Annotated in this window: 16 protein-coding genes and 1 pseudogene; 3 read left to right on the forward strand and 14 right to left on the reverse strand. The window is 44.1% G+C overall.

Going from position 1 to position 22,015, the window contains the following annotated elements:
- Positions 1-131: 131 nt before the first annotated feature.
- Together AB4133_RS00250 and AB4133_RS00255 are read right to left on the reverse strand one after the other, a co-directional pair.
- Complete coding sequence (locus AB4133_RS00250; RefSeq protein ID WP_372111576.1) at positions 132-1,814, reverse strand: alkaline phosphatase family protein; 1,683 nt, start codon at positions 1,812-1,814, stop codon at positions 132-134.
- Positions 1,815-2,007: 193 nt separating this feature from the next.
- Positions 2,008-2,796: an SUMF1/EgtB/PvdO family nonheme iron enzyme gene (locus AB4133_RS00255; RefSeq protein WP_136982108.1), complete on the reverse strand. Its 789-nt coding sequence runs from the start codon at positions 2,794-2,796 to the stop codon at positions 2,008-2,010.
- A gap of 137 nt (positions 2,797-2,933) precedes the next feature.
- Here AB4133_RS00255 and AB4133_RS00260 point away from each other — a divergent pair, with 137 nt between their 5' ends.
- Positions 2,934-4,265, forward strand: a complete 1,332-nt coding sequence (locus tag AB4133_RS00260; protein WP_372223754.1) for an anaerobic sulfatase maturase — start codon at positions 2,934-2,936, stop codon at positions 4,263-4,265.
- 87 nt (positions 4,266-4,352) lie between these two features.
- A complete protein-coding gene (locus tag AB4133_RS00265; protein WP_372223756.1) occupies positions 4,353-5,411 on the forward strand; it encodes a hypothetical protein in 1,059 nt (352 codons plus the stop codon).
- 147 nt (positions 5,412-5,558) lie between these two features.
- Here AB4133_RS00265 and AB4133_RS00270 read toward each other — a convergent pair.
- The 12 genes and pseudogenes from AB4133_RS00270 to AB4133_RS00325 form a co-directional block, all read right to left on the reverse strand.
- Positions 5,559-5,771 (reverse strand): annotated as a pseudogene (locus tag AB4133_RS00270) (gamma-glutamyltransferase); the annotation flags it as partial.
- Positions 5,761-5,943 (reverse strand): gamma-glutamyltransferase, encoded by a 183-nt coding sequence (locus AB4133_RS00275; protein WP_029222748.1) that lies wholly within the window; start codon positions 5,941-5,943, stop codon positions 5,761-5,763. The gene AB4133_RS00275 and the pseudogene AB4133_RS00270, both read right to left, overlap by 11 nt.
- Positions 5,944-5,989: 46 nt before the next feature.
- The gene (locus AB4133_RS00280; protein WP_136975017.1) at positions 5,990-7,081 is read right to left on the reverse strand and encodes a porin; all 1,092 of its coding nucleotides are present in this window, start codon (positions 7,079-7,081) and stop codon (positions 5,990-5,992) included.
- 1 nt (position 7,082) lies between these two features.
- The gene (locus AB4133_RS00285; protein ID WP_017060466.1) at positions 7,083-7,559 is read right to left on the reverse strand and encodes a hypothetical protein; all 477 of its coding nucleotides are present in this window, start codon (positions 7,557-7,559) and stop codon (positions 7,083-7,085) included.
- Positions 7,560-7,569: 10 nt separating this feature from the next.
- Entirely contained in the window at positions 7,570-10,773 is a 3,204-nt protein-coding gene (locus AB4133_RS00290; protein ID WP_372223758.1) for a response regulator, read from the reverse strand.
- A gap of 213 nt (positions 10,774-10,986) precedes the next feature.
- Positions 10,987-11,361: a hypothetical protein gene (locus tag AB4133_RS00295; protein WP_017060464.1), complete on the reverse strand. Its 375-nt coding sequence runs from the start codon at positions 11,359-11,361 to the stop codon at positions 10,987-10,989.
- A gap of 108 nt (positions 11,362-11,469) precedes the next feature.
- Positions 11,470-13,608, reverse strand: a complete 2,139-nt coding sequence (locus AB4133_RS00300) for an ATP-binding cassette domain-containing protein (protein WP_372223759.1) — start codon at positions 13,606-13,608, stop codon at positions 11,470-11,472.
- On the reverse strand, positions 13,605-15,191 hold the full coding sequence (locus tag AB4133_RS00305) for an ABC transporter transmembrane domain-containing protein (RefSeq protein WP_017060462.1): 1,587 nt from the start codon (positions 15,189-15,191) through the stop codon (positions 13,605-13,607). The genes AB4133_RS00300 and AB4133_RS00305 overlap by 4 nt, the downstream gene beginning before the upstream one ends.
- Positions 15,181-16,605, reverse strand: a complete 1,425-nt coding sequence (locus AB4133_RS00310) for a TolC family protein (protein WP_017064679.1) — start codon at positions 16,603-16,605, stop codon at positions 15,181-15,183. The genes AB4133_RS00305 and AB4133_RS00310 overlap by 11 nt, the downstream gene beginning before the upstream one ends.
- Positions 16,580-18,811: a response regulator gene (locus AB4133_RS00315; protein WP_102332850.1), complete on the reverse strand. Its 2,232-nt coding sequence runs from the start codon at positions 18,809-18,811 to the stop codon at positions 16,580-16,582. Before AB4133_RS00315 ends, AB4133_RS00310 begins: the two co-directional genes overlap by 26 nt.
- Positions 18,812-18,814: 3 nt before the next feature.
- Positions 18,815-20,164, reverse strand: coding sequence for an HlyD family type I secretion periplasmic adaptor subunit (locus AB4133_RS00320; protein ID WP_017060459.1), 1,350 nt, complete (start codon positions 20,162-20,164; stop codon positions 18,815-18,817).
- A 12-nt stretch (positions 20,165-20,176) separates the two neighbouring features.
- Positions 20,177-20,527, reverse strand: a complete 351-nt coding sequence (locus tag AB4133_RS00325) for a hypothetical protein (RefSeq protein WP_372223760.1) — start codon at positions 20,525-20,527, stop codon at positions 20,177-20,179.
- A gap of 190 nt (positions 20,528-20,717) precedes the next feature.
- Here AB4133_RS00325 and AB4133_RS00330 point away from each other — a divergent pair.
- Positions 20,718-22,015: cadherin-like domain-containing protein (locus tag AB4133_RS00330; protein ID WP_372223762.1), on the forward strand; the 1,298-nt coding region annotated here is incomplete at its 3' end.

Consider the following 22,015-nt stretch of genomic DNA (forward strand, 5'->3'; position numbering starts at 1 on the left):
GTTTTTAGTTCCCGCTAATGCGCGATGAACCTTATTTGTTTCGACCTAGTGAGTCAGAAACAGATAAACGGCTCTTTTATTGAGTGGGTGCTGGATTCGAAATCTAGCTCACGAAACCTTAGAGATTGAGTCTACTCAGTGATCTCTTGCAGCACTTCTCCGATTGACCCGCTTGGTTGGGTGATACCCAGTTTGTTCGAAAGCGTTGGCGCAATGTCATATGGCGTCACTGGTCGCGATACCTTCTTAGCTTCAACGTCGTAGCCTGCAAAGATCACAGGCACATGAGTGTCGTATTTCCACGGAGAACCATGTGTAGAGGCAATTTGGAGGCCTTCCATGTCGTTAATGTAGCTGCGCGGTGCAAATACTACGTACACGTCGCCAGAACGAGCAGGGTGGTAGTTGTTTTTAATTAGCTGCATCACATGCGTATCCGGTACTCGGTTAGCCGCAATGTCACTACTTGATACAGCAAACGCAACACCTTTCACTTTTGCAATTTCATCCGCAATAGCTTCTTGGACCTTAGCTAGATCAAGCTTCTTCTCAGCGATCAGATCATGATTCAGATAGATGTAAGGTTGTGCGTACAAGCGAATCGCGTCTTTGGTTAAACCAAATTCATCCTTCAATCGTTTCTCAACACCACTCGAGAGTAGTGTGTCTTTATTGAAGTATTGAGCTTGATTGAAACCAAGCGCATTTGCCGCAGGTGAAGATTCAGGTACACCGTGGTCGGCAGACAGCACAATCAATGTGTTTTCTAGCCCGACTTGGTTATCCACGGTTTTGAAAAGCTTAGCGAGAGTCTTATCAAGTCGGATAAGGTTGTCTTCTGTTTCTAGGCTTTCAGGGCCGTAAAGGTGCACCACGTAGTCATTTGATGAGAAACTCACTGACAGATAATCGGTTACGTCGCCTTGGCCAAGCTTCTCTTGCATCAACAAGGTGCTAGCGAAGTTTTCCGTGATTTCGTCACCAGCAGGGCTGACGGTTAGCGTTGTGCTGTAGTACTTGTAACTTGCCGGGCCATAAGGATGAGGGAAGGTGCGTTGGAAGTCACCGAGTTTCACTTTGTGTTCGGTATCGTGTTCTTGCAACGTGTACTTATCACGCGGTAATGAGAGCTCCCATTTCTGTTTGGAATACTGAGCAGCAATCGCTTTCTCGTTCCAGCGTGATACCCAATCTGGATTCTCGTCATAGTAATAGTTACTGGTGACAAACTCCGATTGTGCTTTGGAGAACCAGAAGGCTTTACCACTGTGTCCTGCCAATGAGATTGCGCCGCGGTCTTTCACTGATACACCGAATACTTTTGATTTGCCACTATTGGAAATCGTCAGTTCGTCACCAAACGTGGTGGAGAGTATTGGCTCTGGAGAGCGGCCATCGCCTTGTGCTGTCTTCTGCGTTGGGTCGATCTCTGTTGCTTTATCGACACCTGCACCAGAGGTCAGCATTTGGTAGTTACCGTCTTCTACGTTATACACCAAACGTTCTTCGCTACGGTCATACCAAACGTTACCTACCATGCCGTGTACGCTCGGTGGAGCACCTGTTGCAAGCGACACATGGCCCACGATCGTTTCCGTGTTGCCATGTTGGTAGTTTGCGTTGGTGTAGTAGGTACCATCATCCATTAAGTACCGGAAACCGCCTTCACCGAAGTTGTGCTTATATCGTTCGATTAGATCTGCGCGCAGGCCATCTACCGTGATTTGAAGGACTAGATTTGGCTTTTCCTCAGCTGAAGCTGGGAGAGCGCAGAGTAACGCGAGGGTTAGTCCTGAAAGCTTGGTGTATTGCATAGAGTTTCCTTATTCGCTGTTGCCGCTGAGTTCTAATGTTTGGTCAGATTTCCAACGTGTGTACAGTGCGAATCGTATTTTTAGGATTGTTTGTGAAGATTATTGAGTCATAACCGTCGGCACCTTTAGCTAGTTCGCACATTTAGCTGGTTCACATCTTTAGTTAGTTCGCATCTCTAGCTAGTTCAGAGCCTTAGTTCGTATCCTTAACTAAACGCAGGCCCATATCTGACATAGTGATCGATTGGCTTGCGAAGTCGCGACGGTAACTTTCAGATTCATTTTCGTCATAAGCAAAGCTGCCACCGCGAACCGATTTATGTGATAAACCAACGTCGCTGTGTTTTGCGTTGTTAGGATTGTCTGTTGGACCGAATCGGTAGAAGGTGTCATCGAAGGCATCAATCACAAACTCACCCACGTTTCCGGTCATGTCATATAAGCCTAGTTCATTTGGCTTCTTTAGCCCGACTGGATGTGCGCTATTTTTAGAATTTGCTGAGTACCACGCAACATCATCTAAGTTATTGGAACCACTGTAAGTATAGCCTTTGCTCTTGTTGCCACCTTTCGCTGCAAATTCCCATTCAGCTTCAGTCGGCAGACGGTATTCTTCACCTGTAAGTTCGTTCAATTGTTCAACGAAGTAGTTCGCCTGTTGCCAACTTAAGTTATTGACCGGAACTTGTGGGTTTTGGAAATAACTGAGAGATGAGCCCATCACCGATTCGAACAATTCTTGAGTCACCTCAAACTTCGCAATATAGAAACTATCTACAGTTACATTACGTGCAGGACGCTCTGCTTTGGTCGCTTCTGGACCGTTCGACCCCATGGTGAATGTGCCGCCTTCAACCAACACCATCTCTTGGTCAATTTGTTGGGCGATGGGGTGTGTAGGCACGCTTGCACAGCCACTCAGAAGGATAGTCATGGTGACGCTGCTAATTGTTGCTAACTGTTTGTAATTAAGAAATTTCATCGCGTGTCTCAGATGTTCGAAATAGGGTCTAATTCTAACGTTTAAGGTCATTCCTATTGGTTATAAAGGGTATAACATGTCACCTGATCGAATAGGAATTATGATGGGTCCAGAATACTAAAATAGGTAGGTAAATCATGCATATTACTCAAGGTCCACAATACAATGGTAAAGCGTCTAAACGCTTGCATGTTATGGCTAAGCCAATTGGCGCAGCGTGCAACATTGACTGTAAATATTGTTATTACCTAAGTAAGCAAGATTTGTTGGAGTACAAGAAAGGCAGTTCTCCAAGAATGGATGATGAGACGTTAGAAACCTACATCCGACAATACATCGAAGGTCAAAATACGCCTGAAATTATCTTCTCATGGCAGGGCGGTGAACCGACCATGCTGGGTTTAGCGTACTTTGAAAGAGTGGTTGAACTACAGAAAAAGTACCGACCTGAAGGTGTGTTGATTTCAAACGACCTGCAAACCAATGGCACACTGCTCAATGACGATTGGGGCCGATTCTTAGCACAGAACAATTTCCTAATCGGCTTGAGTATTGATGGCCCTGAAATGCTGCACAACGCGTATCGTGTCAACAGAGCAGGCCGTGGTACATTCAAACAAGTGATGGCGGCCGTTGAACTGCTGCACAAACACCAAGTGAAATTCGCAACGCTTACTTGTGTGAATAACCTCACCAGTCAAAATGCACTTGAGGTGTATCGCTTCCTACGTGATGTGGTGAAGTCACCGCAAATGCAGTTTATCCCTATCGTTGAGCAAAAAACCTTTAGAACGGTTGCGCCACAAACGTCTCAAGTGAGCGAGCAGCTCAAACAAGGCGACAAACGCCTGATCCCCGGCCATAAAGACTCGATCATGGAATCGTGGTGTGTGTCGGATTTGGCTTGGGGTAACTTCCATATTTCTGTATTTGATGAGTGGGCGAAGAACGACATCGGTAAAGTGTTCGTTCAGTATTTTGAAGCCAGTTTAGAAACATGGATAGGGCGTCCTAACCCGCTTTGTACTCTGAATGAAATCTGCGGTAAAGGCCTCGCGATGGAGCCTAATGGCGACGTATTCTCATGCGACCATTATGTTTACCCTGAATACAAGATTGGCAATATTCATCACGAGAAACTTGATGATTTGGCGTACAGCGCACCACAGCAAAAGTTTGGTTTTGCTAAATCCCGTACACTGACCAGTCAATGTCAGCAGTGTGATTACAAGTTTGCTTGTCATGGTGAATGTCCTAAAAACCGCTTTATCAAAACTCGCGCAGGCGAACCGGGCTTGAACTACTTATGTGCAGGTTGGCACAAGTTCTTTTCTCATGTCGACAAGTCGATGGCTTATATCGCTCGTGCGATGGGGCATCCGGTTGCTCATGGCAAATTCAGTGACTCAGTATTGATGGCGCATCGAGCAAAACAGGCGCAACAAGCTACGTTCGAGACCAAGTTTTAACTCGTTCTTTGGATCAACAGGTCCAAGATAAATTTAATCAGATACGAGTCTAAGGACAGGCTAAGTTCTCCAGTTTAAGGTAATACTATGATGAAGAAGAGTTTAGCGACGGCTGTTGCTTTATTGATTTCAACGTCCGCATTAATTTCAACGTCTGCGATGGCTGCGAATAGCGTTCAACAAACGGTTGACGCGCCAGCACAAAATATCAATCAAGTGCTTGAAATGACGGACACTCAAACCCGCATTCAACAGTTGTCTTACATGGCACAAGATCAGAATCAATCTGTTGAAAATCGTACTGGTGCACTGCAAGAGCTTGCTTCATATCCAAGCCAAAATGCGCTGGTGGCGGTGGCAAGAGGCTTAAAAGATCAAAACCCTGAAGTTCGTGAAGCGGCGGTTATCGGTTCTGAACCTTACCAACTTGAACATCGCTGGGCGTTAGTTTCACCCTTGCTAAAAGACAGCGATACCATGGTTCGCCATACGGCAACGTCAAACCTAGTCCGTGACTTCAATGCATTGGATGACGAGCAGAAAGCACAAATTGAACCACCAGTCATAGAGCTTATTAGCTTCTTGGAAACGCAAGAATCTGAAAAGTACCAATTACTGTTTGCTGATGTGCTTCGTTGGCACAATGAATGGGATAAAGCGGAAACGGTTTATCTAGAGCTGATCAATACGCATCCAAAAGAAGCGCAAGTTTGGTTGAGCTACGGAGATAATTTTCGAGCTCAGAACAAAGATAAGCAAGCAGTCGAAGTATTAGATCGTGGTTTGGAGAGCGTGCCAAACAACGCCGCTCTGCATTATTCGAAATCGTTGACTCTGGTTCGCCTTGAAGACAAAACTGCGGCAGCCAAAGAGATTGAAGTGGCTGCGAAGCTAGCGAAAGATAACAGCTACTACTGGTACCTAAATGGGGTATTACAAGAAGAGTTGGATATCGACAAGTCGACTAAATCGTTCGAGAAAGCATATTTGATCTCTGGTTCTCCAGAGCAGCTATACGCGGTATGCGATATCTATGTGCGCTACGGAAATGAAAAGACCGATGATTGCTTAGGTGAGCTAGGTAAAGTAGCTCCTGACTATGTTATTGATCAGTTGAAAGATAAACGAGTAGCGCCAAGCTCATAATATCCTAATGAGTAATTAGCGAAGCCTATAATGAAAAGCCAGTCGACACGTTCGACTGGCTTTTTCGCATCCATGAACTGCTTAGACGAGGTTCAAGCAACTAAAGACAAAATAAGGGCAAGCCTGTTACTTGCCCATTTCGTTTTATTATTCACCCATAGAGCTTGATGCACGGCGTCTGTCGGTCGCGCCATAGATCTTGCCATCTTTGACTTCAATGGCATTCAAGCCACTGACGACTGGAATGACATGCACCGGATAACCGATCTGCATGAACTCTGGTACTAACATTTCGGCGTAGGTTTTCTTTTCGACGAGCAAACCCGTTGGGTCATAAGGTTTGGTGCGATCAATCTTGGTCTTTGTCTTTTTGGTAAAACAGCGCAAAAGTACCGCCGCCAATCCCAGTCATATCCGGTTCAACCACCGACATTGTCATCTGCATCGCCACCATTGCATCGACTGCATTACCTCCTTGCTTGAGTACCGAATACCCAGTGCTGCTTACATATGGATTCGTTGCACTTACCATAAACTCTTCGCCAGTTTCGTCTGGCGTAATTGGAAAAGGATTCGGGTTAGAAGACGAAACTCAACATGATCGTATAAAGGACGGCATCTTTGTCATCAAAACCAGTAAGTGCATTGAAATTCTCAACAAAGGCACCGTTTGCTTTACGAGCCTCAAAATATTGCACTTCGCCATTGATGGAGACGTTAGGTAACACATCGTAATCCACACCAATTAGGTAGCTGTTTCCTGTTAGGTGTTCGTGAGAATCAAACTCTGCTCCGTAAACGACGTATGGAGTGAATAAATCTAGTCTGTAGCCCAAACTAGCGTACATCGAGGACGAGATGTCACTGATCTGTCCTTCACTTGCAAGCACCGCTTGACCTAATTCATACTCAACACCTAACGACCAAAGTTGAATGTGTTGGTTGTCTTGTTTGCTACTGAATGGAGCTGTTATCGAAGTCCCAGGGATTGTAATCGTGCCAGAAACGGTTTGATCAAAATTGGAGTCGAGGAATGACAAGTTCCAACGATAGTTTTCACCGCTCAATTGAAGATTGGCACCGAACATGCGATTGGTTTCAAATTCCAGTTTTGTAGTCGAGTTGAAATCTACGTCATTTTTATCTTTTATGCCGATAAACGGAGTAAGTAAAAGAGTAGCTTCGTCACTGACATCGTGAGTCCAGCTCACTTTTATACCGTTGAAAGCTGTGACTCCGAGAACGCTGTTATACACCTCTGTCGGTGGCCTTGCTGTCATATAGGCTTGGCCCACATAGTAGTACTCAGAGGCAAGGAATAATGGTAGTCGTAATCGACCAATGCTGACATCAAAGTCATTAAATTCATAACCTAAGTAAGCCCACTCTAGCTGCGGCTCACTCCAATCATATTGGGGTGGCTTAACAACTTGCACGGAAGCTTTGAATGAGTTGTAGAAGTAATCGAGTTGAACACCAAATGTGGTATCACAGTCGTAACAGCTCTCATCAGTAAAACCGCGGTTGATGATTAATGGATTATCGTTATCCGATGTTGCCCAAGACGTTGAGCCAAAGCCACTCAAGGATAAATTATCGGTAAGTTCGATATTCGCAAAAGCCGGAGAGGCCATTGAGGCACATAACACTGACGTAATTATTCTTTTCATATTATTTCTCCGAACTTATAACGTAGAGAACGTTGGCATTTTGAGGAACCGAAGAGAGTGGGGAGTAACCAATACGGTTTGGTTTGTCATCAAGCCAGTCGACTAAGCTGTCGGTTGACGCCGTTTTGATTTCTCTTGGATAACGCGCTTTTCCTGAAAAAGATAAACCAGCCCAGTGTGCATTCATTTGAGCGGCATTTTTTCCAAGCAAAAGCTGATAAAAGTCCTCTCTTTCGGCACTGTTCTCAGGCCAATCAGACAGTTCAACACGTTTGCCATTGAGGTGCTTAGTTTTCCCTCTATAGAGCTTTCGCGCTTTGTTTATTGATATCTCTTCAAATCCGGAGTCTAAAGAAAATATGGCATAATCTTCAGCGGCGTGAGCAGGGCTTAGAAAAAGCAAGCTTCCTAATAGCCCTACCGCGACTGGCAACATGACTCTGCGGGGAAGTGTTTTTATTGTTCTAATCCAATCCATGAGGTATCTCCTAACAAGTCGCACTTTCTATTTGATGGAATAGCTTTTCTTTTCTTACGGGCTTCGCTACGTATCCATCCATTCCGGAATCAAAGCACTTTTGAATATCATCATCGATAACACTAGCGGTTAACGCGATAATAGGAGTTTTGCTTAAGCCTTGGTTTTTCTCGTGTTCTCGAATCTCCTTAGTTGCCGTGAAACCGTCCATAACAGGCATCATGCAATCCATCAAAATAATGTCGAAGCTACTGTCGTTCTGGTACATATCAACGGCAATTTGTCCGTTGTCTGCAATTTCAAAGGCATATCCGGCCTTCTTCAGCATGATAGAAGCTACTTTTTGATTGACGCGGTTGTCTTCGACTAGCAAGATTCTCTCTGATTTGCTCGGAATTGCGTTTTGTTCCGCTTCTTCAGGCAAAGTACGTTTGGTCGCAGCCCCGTTGATAATTGGAGTGACAGTTGCAGGTTGTTTCTTAGGTTGAGCTTTATAGGAAGCTGGTAGTGGCATAGCTTCTACCGCGGTGAGTACTTTCTCTTTAAGCATTTCGAACTTGAATGGTTTTGGTACATAGTCATCCATACCAACGTCGAAACACCTCTGAATATCGTCATCGATGACACTGGCGGTCAATGCAATGATAGGGATGCGTCGCGTCGCTTCTGTTTCTTTTTCAATTCTTCGGATGTTGCTTGTTGCATCAAAGCCATCCATAACCGGCATCATGCAGTCCATGAGTATCACCGCGTAATGAGGATTAGCGGTGAACATGTCCACAGCTTCTTGACCATTATTAGCGAACTCGAATTCAAAACCACTTTTACCGACATGAAGACCAGCAATTTTTTGGTTGATCTTGTTGTCTTCAACGATGAGGATTTTGTGTTGGATCTCGACTGATGTCTGGCTTGCTTCTGATAGTTCCGCCAAACCTCGTGTATCACAAAGCTCAATAGCTTTAATTAAACGCAAGCCGAGTAGGGGCTGTGCGACTTGTGCAGTAACGCTGTCACCAAGATTCGCTGGCTCACTTAAGAAGGAACGTATCAAACAGATAGTGATGCCGTTTTGGTGCAGCTTTTCTAAGTTATCTGCGTGGGTATTAGCTAGGAATGCGTCATCTTCGGCGAAAACAACAGTAATAGGTTTAGTGTGTTTTTGAGTGGAGAGCTGCTCTGTAATTGCCGTTATATCATTCGTTTTATCGGTAACCTTCAAACCATAAAGGTTAAGGTCGGACTCGATTCGCTCGGAGAGCATGTTTTCGTTACCCAGCACATAAATATCAGCCGTTGCTGTACTTGGTTTTGGCAGTATCAAGTCAACAGGCAATACCAAGTCGAAGTAGAAACAGCTTCCTTCACCTTTGACGGAGTCGAGTTGAATTTGACCACCCATCAGCTCTACCAACTGTGTACTGATGGCTAGACCAAGACCAGTACCACCAAATTGACGTGTGGTTGAATCGTCTTCTTGAGCGAACGGTTCAAATATCTGTTTTTGTTGCAGTGAAGCGATACCAATACCCGTATCTCGTACAGCAAATCGAATGGTGGCATTGTTATCTGCTTTGTTGAGCGTTTGAATTGATAATGTGACGCCACCTTCAGCCGTAAACTTCACCGCATTCGACATAAAGTTCATCAAGATCTGTCTTAAACGGTGATCGTCTATCATCACGCGTGCTGGTGTATCTGGGCTGATATCAACGTTAATCGATATTCTTTGTTCTTTCGCTTTTGGTGCCACAATAGAGGCGATGTCGTATATCGACTCTCTAATCGATGCAGAATGCGGGCTGATTAATAGCATGCCAGACTCAATTTTAGAGAAGTCTAAGATATCGTTGATTAAGCTAAGGAGCAGTTGGGATGAAGTTTCGATCGTATCAACATAGTCACGTTGTGTCGGTGTAAGCGGCGTATCTGCGAGGATTTCCGAAATACCAATAACACCATTGAGCGGGGTGCGAATTTCATGAGACATGTTGGCCAAGAAGCTACTTTTTGCTTTGCTGGCTTGTATTGCGTTGTCTTTCGCGTGTTCGGCATCCTCTTTGGCTCTCTCTGCGTCTTCTTTTGCTACCGTCAATCTCTCTTTCGCGAGCTCTCGTTCGATGGTCAATCGTTCAACTTGCTGAGCAAACAGACTGAGTTCATCTTTACCTTGGATTAATTTATCTAAAGAAGGGCGCGTGTCATCATTTTCGCTTTTTAAGAAAGCTAACACCAAATTAAGGTTGTTAGTGACTTGTCTCGCCAAGCTAAGAGTTAAACCCATAACAATCGCAGCCAGCAAAGCGACGATTGAAATAAACAGGGTTCGTTGTATTTGCGCGTCATAGATGGCTTGCTCAACTTCTTGTTGAAACTCTTGCTTGATTACGCCGCCAAGGCTTTGTAATAAGTTGAGCCGTGCGCTCATCGCTTCTAAGCCGACAGACACTTCTTGTGGCGTCAGTTGGCTGATTGTATTTAGGTCGAGTAGCGCGCTTCTTATCTCTTGGCTTTGAGCGAACACATCATTTCGAAACACTTCAACCATCAAAGAAACTTGATGTTCGTTGGCGTTCAATGAAACAAAGCGCTCTAAGAACAATTGCTGTCTTTCACTCAAGGTTTTGATCTGTTCGGCGAGTTCTGGGTCGTACTCTTGGCTGATTTGGAAGGTCTCAATCAGTGAACTACCAAGCTTGAACTCTTCGTTCGACCAAAACATCAACCACTCAAGTTGTTTAAGGGCAGTGAGGTGCTGTTGAATTTCACGTTTAGTGTTTTCAAAAGGGACTTTCTCTACTTCAAGTAACAGTTGCTTGTATAAATCGCTCTGCCATTCGAGGGCATCCAATTTATCGTAAGTGTCAGTCACTTGCATCGTCGATAAGGTCGCTTCGCTGAAATCGGCAACAAGTTGATTCATTTCACCAGATGCGTCTAAAAAAATGATGGGAGACAGGTTTTTAAGTTCTGCCTTTACTTGGTTGCTTTGAGTAGCAAACTCTTCAGGGCTAGAGGCTAAGGTACTTCTATACAAAATAGAAATATCTTGAAGATAGACAGATAACTGATTGGTTCGTTCAAAATCGGTTAACTGAGTCGTTAATATATAAGCCTGTCTACCTGCTAGGAAGAGTAATAATGAAATGGGAAGTAGAACTAAGCCAAAGAGTTTATGTTTGACTGAAAGGTTATTCCAAACCGTAATCGCCATATAAGGATCCATCCAACTGTCGTTATATAAAAACAGTAGAATAAAAATGCCGATATGGAAACTTTGAAACGGTAAATTTTACGTAAGTGTGGGAGAGGTATAAGTTCTTGTGATTCCAGAGCTTATTTTGAAATGCGTTCTTTTATTAGTAATTTATAGCGTTTGGCAGTTTGTTTAATTTTATGCTTATTGATGAATCACTTAAAAAGCTTACTAATGAGGACGATTGTTATCGAGGCTTAATTCGAAAAGAAGTTGCTCTAATACGGTTTTTGCAGAGGGTTCTAATGTCCAAATACCGAGCATTCTGTTAAGTGCGGCGCGATACACTCTGTTTTTTAGTAAGAAGGCGAGTGTGCTCGTATCATTGCTGAATACGTGCATTTGTACGATGGTGAGCTCTGCTTTGTTCTCAATGTCTATTTTCTGAAGATTGAAAGCGGGTAGGAAGGCAGACTCATACCAAACCTCAACGATCTCTCGAAGCTCCATCTCTTCTTCAGGTACATCGCACTCCTGAAGTTGGTGGTTTTCAGGAATTGCGGATAAGTAAGCTACATCAAGCTTGTCTGCAACGAATGTGTACATATTCTTCCTTGTTACCTGTGGTATTGGGGCGAATCATCCCTCTCGCTTATGAATTTGTCAATTATATCCATTTCCCTAAATAGCGAATTGTGATTAAGCGTTGAGGTTTTAGCTTAAGCTGTTTAAGTATTTGTCTGTTAAGCCAAAATATTTCAAATTTCCATCCGGCTCTAACACTAAACTCATGTTTGATGTTGCGATCAAACCAGGGTCGTTGGTCGAAAAAATGACTGTTTTATTCAGCAACTTATCGCTGAACAAACGGTTAAAGTACTGCGCATTTTCATTTTCTGCACCATTGAATGGCTCATCAATAATAATCAGAGATTGCTCACAGTTACCTAGGCCAAGTACCAGACGCAGTTTTTGTTGAATTCCATTCGGAAGACTTTTGCATTTATCCACGCTTAACTGAGTAGCCAAGCCTTCCGGAAGCCATTCATCTAATTCGAAGAAGCTCACCATCTCTTGCATCTTGTCTGTTGGAATCAGTCCGTTGTGTAAAATGAAGTTGGTCTCAAGTGAGCCTTCAAAAATATGCAAATTGAAAGGGATGTAGTTAATCGAGGTGCGATAACGGTAGCTATTGAACTGTTTAATGTTGTAACCATCGACAGATACAGCGCCTTGATAGCGGTCTTCTAACCCAGCAATGATTGAAATTAAGGTGGTTTTACCGCAGCCCGTAGGGCCACAAATGACCACTTTGGCACTGGGTGGGATTTTGAACCCCAAGTTAGTTAAACCCGTTGCGGCTCCTGCATATCGGTGACTGACTCCGCTGCCCACAATGCTTCCTTGGAACAGGCGAATAGGTGGGCTTTTTTCTAAGGTCAATTTGTCGTCATTCATCGACATCAGGTTGTTTATCTGTGCTGATGAAGCCTTGATCGATTGGAACTTGGAAATTGAGTTATAGATACCCATGATTGGGCCTAACGCTTTCCAAACCAAAATAACGGTTGCGAGCATGGCACCCGCATCAGAAGTACCTTCCATCACGCCGATTACCGCGGTCACGATACTTGCTGTACCAATCACTTGAATCAAACTGCCACCAGCGGCCTGAATCTTACTGTTAGTCACGGCAACGTTCTCTGCATCGCTGGTGCTTTGCATATGCGATGCACTGAATCGAGATTGAACGACACGAAGTAAAGGCAGGCCTTGGATTGTTTTGATACCACGAAGGATTTCGTTCCATTGATACGAGACCATCGCATTGGCGCGCGAACTTTTGGATGTGGCTTGCGAGTAGATATAGCGAGAGTAAATACAGAACACTAACATCAGGATTAAACCACCCATCACCACTAATGCCGCTGTACCAGACATCAGAGCAATGGCGATGATAAATACGATCACAAACGGCATATCAAAATAGCTGAGCGTCGATTCGGCAGTCACCAAGCGTCGGAAGGTATCGATATCTTTCAAACGTGCTAGCTGAGAAGAGACCCCAGCAGTAGATGTCATCGCATAGGGTAGCCAAAGCAATTTAGATATAACGGCTTGCGAGATGTGCACGGCGAGGTCTTTACCGGAGGTCGCAATAATGTTGACGCGCATTTTCTTAAAAAAGTATTCAGAGAAGCCGACAATAATGGCGAATAAGGTTAGCCAATAGAGTGTGGCTTCGGAGCTCGAAGTCAGTGCGAAGTTATATACACTCATAATAAAGAATGGCTGCAATGCACCGAGAATACTGATGACGAAGCTGAGAATGATCAGGCTTTTAAGTTCATTGTTATAACGATAGAAAGCGTATTTAATCCAATTGCTTCTGTCTTGCGATTCCGGAGGTGGCTCGCGGAACAGACGAGAATATTCGCTAATCGCAATCAGCAAACAGGGCTTTTTGCACATTGGGTATTCAATGGTGTTGTTGTTCGTGTAATCAAACAGCAGCAACTTTCCATCTTTGGTGCCTAAGAAAATCGCACTTAGATTCTCTATTTCAATAAAGCATGGCTGAGGGTGTTTATCTATATTCTCGAGTGTCTTTAATTTGGTCACATCACAGCGATACCCAAGACGCTCTATGGTTGCTGTAAAGCTGTCGCTGTCTTTGTGTTTCGGAATAAAAGCATCGCTGAGTATCGCGGGTGTGCCTTCCCATTCGAGTGCTATCAAGGTGTAGGCCAAACCGCGGATAAGTGGCGATTGACTGTAACGTTCGTCGTATCCGCTGGATTCAAAATCCAAGACACGTTGCGGTACATTATTGAAGTCGACTAAGATACTCATTGGTCACCTCCGGTAAGTTTTACGCGTTTGAGGCGATGGTTAAGCTTGTCCATTTTATTACTGGCGATGATCAAGATTTTGTCGTTGGCTCGATAAGCCGTACTGGTGAGAACCATTCGTGCAAATTCCTCATCAAACACACAGTCGATGTCATCAAATATCAATACGCGCTTACTGGCGAGCAGGGCGCGAACTAATAATAGGGCGTAGCCAACTTGGCGTGAGAATGGGTTACGCATATGGCCTTTGAGTTCTGTATAAAAACCGGCAGGAAGCCCATCAATTTGAGCTTTGATGTTCATGGTTTCACACAGTGCAAACGCCGTGTTATTCAAGCTTGGGCGGAAACAGGTGAGGTTATCGATAATCGTCCCTTCTACGAACGAACTGGTCTTATCAACCATCAGAACACTGTTACGCCAAACGTTGTAATTGACGTCATCCAAAGGCGTGTCGTTAATCATGATATCTAGTTTGCTATCACTGTTCTGACGCGTAATACAGTTAGCGAGGTGGGTCTTACCTGAACCACTTTTCCCTGTCAGCAAATAGGCTTGTCCGAGTTCGAACTCGATACGCTGCTTTTCAGAATACTTAACCGAGATACGTTCTACTTCTGTTGTTTCATGTTGGTGTTCAACAGAGGCGGCCAATTCAAGGAGGTCAACGATACGCTGAATATGGAGTTTGTTTAACTCCCAACGGCTCGCGGTGCGCATCACTTGTTGGTAAGGCGCAAAATAACGGTTGGTTAGCATGATGATCGCGGCCATGATGCCTTGGCTAGATTCCATATTGATAACGGCCGTTGCCAGTACCACAACAACACAAGCTATAGAAAGCTGTTGGATGAGCGCCAATATTAGGCTGAAGTTAGATTCAATCTGCTCATATTTGATGTTCTCAACTTCGCGCTCTTCGACCATTTGTGTCATCAGGCTTTCAACGCGGTATTCCATATTTCGAGCTTTGATATCAAGCGGGCTAGAGATGATCTCAATGATTTTGGAGGTAGTTAACCCTTCGATGTCTGACTTATTCTGCAAACTACCAATCTTTTGTTTGGAAAGGCTCCACGCAAAAATAGCCAAGATGACAGAGGCAATCAGAAGGGTAATGCCAGCCCATATGTTGATGAGTCCTATGATGAGGATAGTGATCACGCTGACGGCAAGGTTGATAAGCGCTCGAACCGATTCGCCACCAAAGAAGGTTTTCAATTCAGGAATGGTTGAGATTCGTTCTAGGTATTCGCCTGGCTCCAAACGTCGGAACTTAGAGATTTCCGCCAAACAGATGGATTGAAATACCTTATTGGTTAAGTTGGTCTCAAACTGCCTCATGATGACAGAGGAAATCTTCTCTTCCTGATTTTTTAAGTGATAGTCGAGGAAGATAGAAATCAAGATAATCGCGAACAATAAGAACAGAGTATCTTGTGCTTGGTTGGGTAACACTCGGTCAAAAATGATCAGAATGGAGAAGGGCAGTACCAAACCAAACAGGGTCGATATTATCGTTGAGAAAGTCAGATAACACTTATCTGCCATGTTGATCTTTTGCGAAAACTGCTCAGTTTGCATTGCGACCTCCTTTCCTCAACGACTCCGTTGAGAGAAGATGTTTAGGCACCAAATCTTGATTGTCTCGTCCCTCAATATCGCTCATTAATTGCATCACGCTTTCGATAGATTGAATTGAGAGTATTCCCTTAATTTGCTCAAGCTTGATGGTCTCGATGATGTAGTCGTATCGTGCGCTTTCGTAGTCTCTTAAGGCGCTGAATAGTTTACTTTCCGCCGCCAGCAAGTCGGTGATAGTACGCGTGCCCAATTGGTAGGCTCTTTGGATCCCTTTATAAGACGCGTAGTTGGCGCGAATGATGTTTTCGTAACTGCTTATAGACTGCGAGAAATCGTTAATGTTGAGCACGGAGGTATTCACACTGTTACGTGTGGTGTAAAGCGAATCTTGGTAAAGCAGCTCAGTACGTTCGATGGCCGTCGATGATTTTTGATAGCCGTAGTAATCAGAGCCACCAGACAAGATAGGAACTGCTAGGTTTAACCCAACACTGGTTGAGTTACTTTCGCCTGTCGCTGTAATGTCGGTTTTGTCGAAGTTATTGGCGTCATCGTGTCGATAGCTGGCTGAAAGCGATACGGTCGGTAAGAAGTTCGAACCGCTCTCTTTTAAGCTTCTGCGGCTTCTCTCGACGTTTTTCTTAGCCACTAACAAGTCGTTGTTGAGCTTTAACGCTTGATCCATGATTGATCGTTGTTCGGTTTCGTTTATCTCTTTTAAAGGCACACTTTCGTAGATATCTTGAGACGGAGTGATAGGGTATTGAATCTGAATCGATAGCCCGTTGAGAATGACGCGACGGTCTTTCTGCAAGGTTCTCAATCGATTCGACACACCTTCTTTCTGAGCAATCACTTCGTAAAGCTCACTGGCGGCTGTATTGCCGAGTTCCACATTGCGTCGCATTTGATGTTCACGCGTCTCAGACGACTTAAGCTCTACCTTGGTCGCTTTAATTTGTGCGTTGTTTTTCAAATACTCAAAGTATTGAGAGCCGATTTCTGAAATAGTGCTTTGGATTTTGTTCTCGTGTTTAATCTCTTCAATGTTGAAGTCGAGCTTTGCCGTCCCATATTTGAAAATATCGCCCAGATTGAAGATCGATTGAGAAAGGGAAAGGCTGTAGCTGTTCGAGTTATAGCTTGAAGTTTCATCAGGCACACTTGATAGCAAGGTTTCATTTTCATTCCATGTGGTATCGGCAGCACCATTGAGGGAAGGAAGAAATTTTGAGCGGCTGATACCAATGTTGTACTCGTTCTCTTCGACCCCTTTATCACTCGCCCGAAGAGAAAGGCTGTTCTGCAGACCGAGTTCTACCGCCTCAAGCAGGGTAGTCGCCGATGCTGAAGGTGTCGTGCTTAATGTAAGCGCAGCTATGATGCTGCTAGTTAAGTTTTTGTACCGCCACATACTTGTTGATCACCTTGATGATTTGGTCGCTTTTATAAGGTTTGCTGATTACGTAATCCATTCCGGCCTCAATACAAGCCTGGTGTTCGTTACTGCTGGTCAATGCGGTTGCACCTATGATGGTACAAGGGTTTTTCTCGTTTTCTTGTTCGAATTGGCGAATGCGTTTTGTGGCTTCGATGCCACCCATACCCGGCATGATGCAATCCATGAAGATGATGTCAGAACGCTTGTTCATAAAGTGCTTCACGGCATCGGCGCCATCGCCAACCATGTCTGGTTCATATTCTTGTTTGGTCAAGATTCGTTTCAGTAAAATTTGTTGAACTCGGTCATCCTCTACGATAAGGAATGAGCTGTTTTCCATCTGTTCTTCCGATGCTTCCGCTTCCATAATGGTGAGTAGGTTTGGAATGAACTCGTAAGGGATAGCAGGAGCGTTGATGATTTTGTCGACGAAGCTATGACACTCTTGTGCTTGCTGAGTGTTGGTCACTGACAACAGTAACTTGGTATTTGGGTGGTTCTTAAGCTGAGATTTCACCGTCTTGCTCAACGACGGCAGCTTGTTGGGTTCAAAGGTATCGGTCAACATTATCGCATCGTAATCACCGAACGTTTTCGCCGCTGAGAAAAGCTCATTTGCAGTGCGAATCTCGGTGATATCAAGCCCCAAGTTACTGAGCATTTTCTTCATCACATCGATGCGAACTTGAGTATTAGCACACAAGAGTAAACGCTTGCCATCAAAGCGAGTTTTCTCTGTGTGGAAGTTCTTAGCCTTAAGATCAAGCTCGATCTGAAAACGTTCCTGAGCCCCTGACTGGAACCAGTGGCTCTCGTAATATCCGTAATCCTTCAGAACGCTTTTCGCTAAGTCATCTGTGCTGGCTGTATGGTCTTTGTGTGCGCTCCAATGGAGTTTGTTGAGCTTGGCAACAGAAACATCCAGTGTTGATAAGAAGTTGAGGTTGATGGTGACACGGGTATTTTCCATGTCTGAAGCCGCACCCGATTCAATCGTTACAAACAGTTTCTTATTTGATTTGAGTTGAATGGCATTGGAAAGCTGCAGGAACAATATCCAGAACAAGCTGGTGGATTGACCTTCTACACGATTGGGTAAGTTGTCAGAGATAAAACAGTCAAGTTGGCTTTCATTACGTTGTACTTTGGCACTGATATGAATCATTAATTCAGATAACACACTCAGTAAAGAGAACTCTTTCGACTTGCTTTCCGTACCCTGTGATATCAAGCGATTATAGTTTTCTGCTAACTCAGATAGTGTGCTACACGCAGAGGTAATATCGTTCGCCATCAACACGCCGTTTTCATCGGTTTCTTGAACCAGATATTGGACGCCACCGTTGATGGTGTTTGTAATTCCGCGAATCTCATAACCGATCAGCGCATACAACTGTTTGTAGAGATCGTTATTGCGCTTTTGGTCTTCTAATTTACTGAAAATAAGTTTGAGATGAGAGTAAATCTGACGCTGCTTGGGGTTGATGCTAACTTCATTAAGAAGCTCTTCAAGACGTTGTAAATCTAGCTGCTTCAGCTCTTGATACAGGGCATCGAATTCATAGTCGATTTCGCGTTCGTTAGAACTGGATTTCTTTAGCTTCAACATAGCAACTGAGTTGGATAGAATCGTAATCACAGCCAATATCACGACCACCATAAACAACCAGATAAAGAACTCGTTTTTTTCTGACATTAAGTCATTTGCATGGTTGTTAAACATGGTGCGATAGTTGTCGTCCATCTGCAGATAGTTATTGGTCAATGAAAGGTACAAGCCTAATACGTCGTTACGTGTTTTTGCGCTATCGGAGAAACGATTAATCGCCAATTCCAGTTGTGTGTATTCAGTTGCCCCAACCAAGCTGAACTCGGTTTTGTTCAACGAGGCTAAAGAGCGAAATTCATCAATTTCAAGCTTCAAGTTAACCAGGTTGAATTCGTTAGTGCCGCAAGTGTTGGTACTTAAACACTGTTGCAGAGTTTGAATATCTTGTTCTATGGTCTGATTAAGCTTCTGGGCTTGTATGAGCAGTGGGGCGCTTTGCACTTGTGCGACTGAATCTATTTTTGACCAAGAAAAGTATAAATAGAAAGCGAGCGCAGCCAATACCACGCTAAATAGTATGCTTAGACGTAGGGCGGGTATGGAAATATTGTACGAAGGTTTACCGCTCATTGATTATCTCTCATCGAAAGCATCCTCGATGGCTGACATCACCGGTTTCGCAGCGTATTCGATCACGCGACGCGAGCCTGTTTTCACATCAGCGGTAAACTCCATGTAAGGTGATAACTTGTATTGAGTGCCTCCTCGTTCAAGAAAGTTTCGGTCAATTTCAATCTCAGCTAAATAGAATTCAGCGTCTTCTTCTTCGTATGATGAACGGCTGATTGAGGCGATGGTTCCCTCAACAAACCCGTATTTTGCAAAGTTATAGGTATCCATTTTTACTTTCACTGCCTGACCAATTTCGACAAATCCCATGTCTTTACGTGGGATCTTCGCTTCACCGTGTAACGAATTATTTATTGGGGCAATATCGGCGATACTTTCTCCTGGCGGAATCACAGCAGAACGGAAATTGAAGTGAAGTTTATCGACCACACCATCGACTGGCGAGTAGACGACTAGGCGATCAACCTTGTCGGAATGCTGCGGTTGTAAGATTCGCTTTAGCTTGAGGTCTTTGTTCGCTTGAATGATTTGTGCTTGGTACTCAGAGTTTCGATTCTCAACCAAGTCACGGTGTTGCTTTTCCAGTTTGTCGAGTTGGAAACGCTCATTCATCACAGATTCGTCAAGGTTCTCAATCTCACGCACCATATTCGACTCTTGTACTTTCATGTTAAGAACGTCGACATAAGACGCCATCTCTTCTTTATAGAGGGTGTTTTTGATGTTGAGCTGCTTACGTATCAGAGAGAGTTGATTCTCTGAACTTTTGCGACGCTTTAACATTGAACTGATCAACGAGTTCTTGTGCTTAATATCGTGTGTAATGAGTTCTTCATTTGAACGGTTTTTAGAGAATTCTTGTCTCCAGGTATTCATGTTGACCTGAACTTGCTCAGGGTATTTCTCAATGAAAGCGTCGAAGTTAGGCTCTATCATGTCGCGTAAGCTTTCATAACGAATCTTATCGAGCTCTATCTGAATAATTTCAGTATTGACGGTATCAAGTTGAGTGTTACGGTCAAGTGAGCGTATTCGAGCGATAGGTTGGCCCTCATAAACGACTTCCCCTTTTCTGACTAACAATTCTTCTAATATCCCGCCTTCTAAATGTTGAACTTTCTCAACATCCGATTCCAATAGCAGTTCTCCACGTACAGAAACAACAATGTCAATACGTGCTTGTGACGCCACGGCGATAGCGACCAAAGCGAGCAAGAATATAATGAGCAACGTTTTGTGAACGCTGGTCATGGCACTAGCAAGCACAATAGTGTCATCAGCTGTGACCTTAGAAGCCTCGTTATTGGAAACAAGTGCTTTTCTGAGGTGATGTTCTATTTGGTTATTGCTCATGACTGACCTCGGTTACTTGCCATCTATTACTTCCTTAATATCCAACAAGTGGTTGATTTGTCGATTGACGTTGTGCAATTCAGTTTTTACATCCTCTATTAGATCTTCCGGCGCAGGAAACTCGTGTCTACTCAAGTGTTCCAATTTGGCCATTTTTGGCGGAAGGTCTTGGTCGCAAAGCAACGTTAAGATGGTCTTCAATCGTTTTGAGTAACTGTTGAGTTCATCAAAACGATTACCTTTATGAAGCGCTTCTATATTTAGGGATGCGTCAGAAAAGTCATTGTAAAAGTCGCCTAATAGCAATTGCAGCCCTTTGTGGTTGTTGTCGACCGAGCGCAACAAATTCGTCATGTCTATCATCGCTCCACTCCCTTAATTGCTTTAATCACAATAACTAAGGATCTTTAAAGGCAGTTTTCAAATTTTTTTTGATTCTTTCTCTTTAAAAAGAAATTATGAAAAATGTTGTATAAAAAATTGGTTTTTCAAAATGATGTCCTTTAATGCCTCTATAAATACGATCAGTTAGCTAGTAGCAACGGAGGCTGTAATGGCAGGCGAAAATAACCAAAATAACCAAAATAACCAAAATAACCAAAACAACCAAAATGAAGATCTAAATGACGCGGTAGAACAAACGGACACGAACGACGCGGGTACGCCCTCCCAACAGCAGAATCAACAAAATCAACAAAACACGATTGCGTCGACAATAGCGACGGGTGCTGAAAATGCGGATGCGGCAGACGAAGTTAACCAGGCTTTAGACGAAAATCCGAGTGGTGCAGGTAATGCTGAAGATGCCTCTGCTTCTGGTGCGGCTGTGCAAGAAGAGACGCCAGAAAGTGATGGAGGTTCAGACGCTGCACAATCCAATGTAGTTGGTGGAGCCGCTTCTGAAGCTGGCTCGGATAACGCTGCTGGCAGTGGTGGCGGTGCTGGAGCGGGCGCACAAGCTGTAGGTGGTGATATCGCAGAGGCTGCGACAGGTGGTGTAGACGCTGAAGGTAATGAAGAACAAGGCCAAGCTGCGCGTACTTCAGCAGCGCCGAGTGCGACATCTTCAGAGTCGGGTGACCAACAAGTTGGTGATGAGCTAGATTCACAAACAGTAGAAGAGACGTTTGCAGTTGATGTTCAAGCTTCTGACGAAGAGACCATTAGCGAAGTAGAGGATGACTTTGATTCTGAAACGGTAAGCGAAACGTTTAAAATCAAAGTGGAAAGTGAAAATGATGCGCCAGAAGCTGAACAAGATCTGGCTTACATCATGGATGAAGATGGCTCCATAACATTCACTCAAGAACAATTACTCGAATACGCAAGTGATGTAGATGGGGACGAGCTTGTTGCTTCTAACGTTCAAGTTGGTGATGATGCAACAGTTCAAGACAATGGTGATGGTACTTTCACCGTTGTTCCTTCAGCTGATTTTAATGGTGAACTTGACCTTACTTTCGACATCAGTGACGGCCAAGAAACGATTAGCAGCGCAATTGATTTAACGGTACGCCCGATTAATGACGCGCCTGTTCCTGAAGATAAAACGTTTGAAATCGAGGAAGACGGAACTCTTGTATTCACCGACGCTGACCTCCTTTCTGGTGCGACAGACATTGAAGGTGACAACCTAACGGTTGAAGGTGTGACCTACGATGGTGGCGACGGTATCCTGACCGACAACGGCAACGGGACTTACACCTTTGCGCCAAACGAAAACTTCAATGGCGACGTAAACTTCGGCTTCGATGTATCAGACGGCACCGATACGGTCTCTGCCAACATCGATGTGAGTGTAACTGCCGTTGATGATGCACCTGTGTCAGGCGATTTAGCGTACTCAATCGA

Source organism: Vibrio sp. 10N.286.52.F8 (assembly GCF_041468745.1).
GTDB lineage: Bacteria > Pseudomonadota > Gammaproteobacteria > Enterobacterales > Vibrionaceae > Vibrio > Vibrio crassostreae_C.

What these genes read in the sequence shown, in the direction of transcription:
- AB4133_RS00250 (WP_372111576.1), bottom strand. Translation starts at nt 1,814, where the DNA reads ATGCAATACACCAAGCTTTCAGGACTAACCCTCGCGTTACTCTGCGCT.
- AB4133_RS00255 (WP_136982108.1), bottom strand. Translation starts at nt 2,796, where the DNA reads ATGAAATTTCTTAATTACAAACAGTTAGCAACAATTAGCAGCGTCACC.
- AB4133_RS00260 (WP_372223754.1), top strand. Translation starts at nt 2,934, where the DNA reads ATGCATATTACTCAAGGTCCACAATACAATGGTAAAGCGTCTAAACGC.
- AB4133_RS00265 (WP_372223756.1), top strand. Translation starts at nt 4,353, where the DNA reads ATGATGAAGAAGAGTTTAGCGACGGCTGTTGCTTTATTGATTTCAACG.
- AB4133_RS00275 (WP_029222748.1), bottom strand. Translation starts at nt 5,943, where the DNA reads ATGGTAAGTGCAACGAATCCATATGTAAGCAGCACTGGGTATTCGGTA.
- AB4133_RS00280 (WP_136975017.1), bottom strand. Translation starts at nt 7,081, where the DNA reads ATGAAAAGAATAATTACGTCAGTGTTATGTGCCTCAATGGCCTCTCCG.
- AB4133_RS00285 (WP_017060466.1), bottom strand. Translation starts at nt 7,559, where the DNA reads ATGGATTGGATTAGAACAATAAAAACACTTCCCCGCAGAGTCATGTTG.
- AB4133_RS00290 (WP_372223758.1), bottom strand. Translation starts at nt 10,773, where the DNA reads ATGGCGATTACGGTTTGGAATAACCTTTCAGTCAAACATAAACTCTTT.
- AB4133_RS00295 (WP_017060464.1), bottom strand. Translation starts at nt 11,361, where the DNA reads ATGTACACATTCGTTGCAGACAAGCTTGATGTAGCTTACTTATCCGCA.
- AB4133_RS00300 (WP_372223759.1), bottom strand. Translation starts at nt 13,608, where the DNA reads ATGAGTATCTTAGTCGACTTCAATAATGTACCGCAACGTGTCTTGGAT.
- AB4133_RS00305 (WP_017060462.1), bottom strand. Translation starts at nt 15,191, where the DNA reads ATGCAAACTGAGCAGTTTTCGCAAAAGATCAACATGGCAGATAAGTGT.
- AB4133_RS00310 (WP_017064679.1), bottom strand. Translation starts at nt 16,605, where the DNA reads ATGTGGCGGTACAAAAACTTAACTAGCAGCATCATAGCTGCGCTTACA.
- AB4133_RS00315 (WP_102332850.1), bottom strand. Translation starts at nt 18,811, where the DNA reads ATGAGCGGTAAACCTTCGTACAATATTTCCATACCCGCCCTACGTCTA.
- AB4133_RS00320 (WP_017060459.1), bottom strand. Translation starts at nt 20,164, where the DNA reads ATGAGCAATAACCAAATAGAACATCACCTCAGAAAAGCACTTGTTTCC.
- AB4133_RS00325 (WP_372223760.1), bottom strand. Translation starts at nt 20,527, where the DNA reads ATGATAGACATGACGAATTTGTTGCGCTCGGTCGACAACAACCACAAA.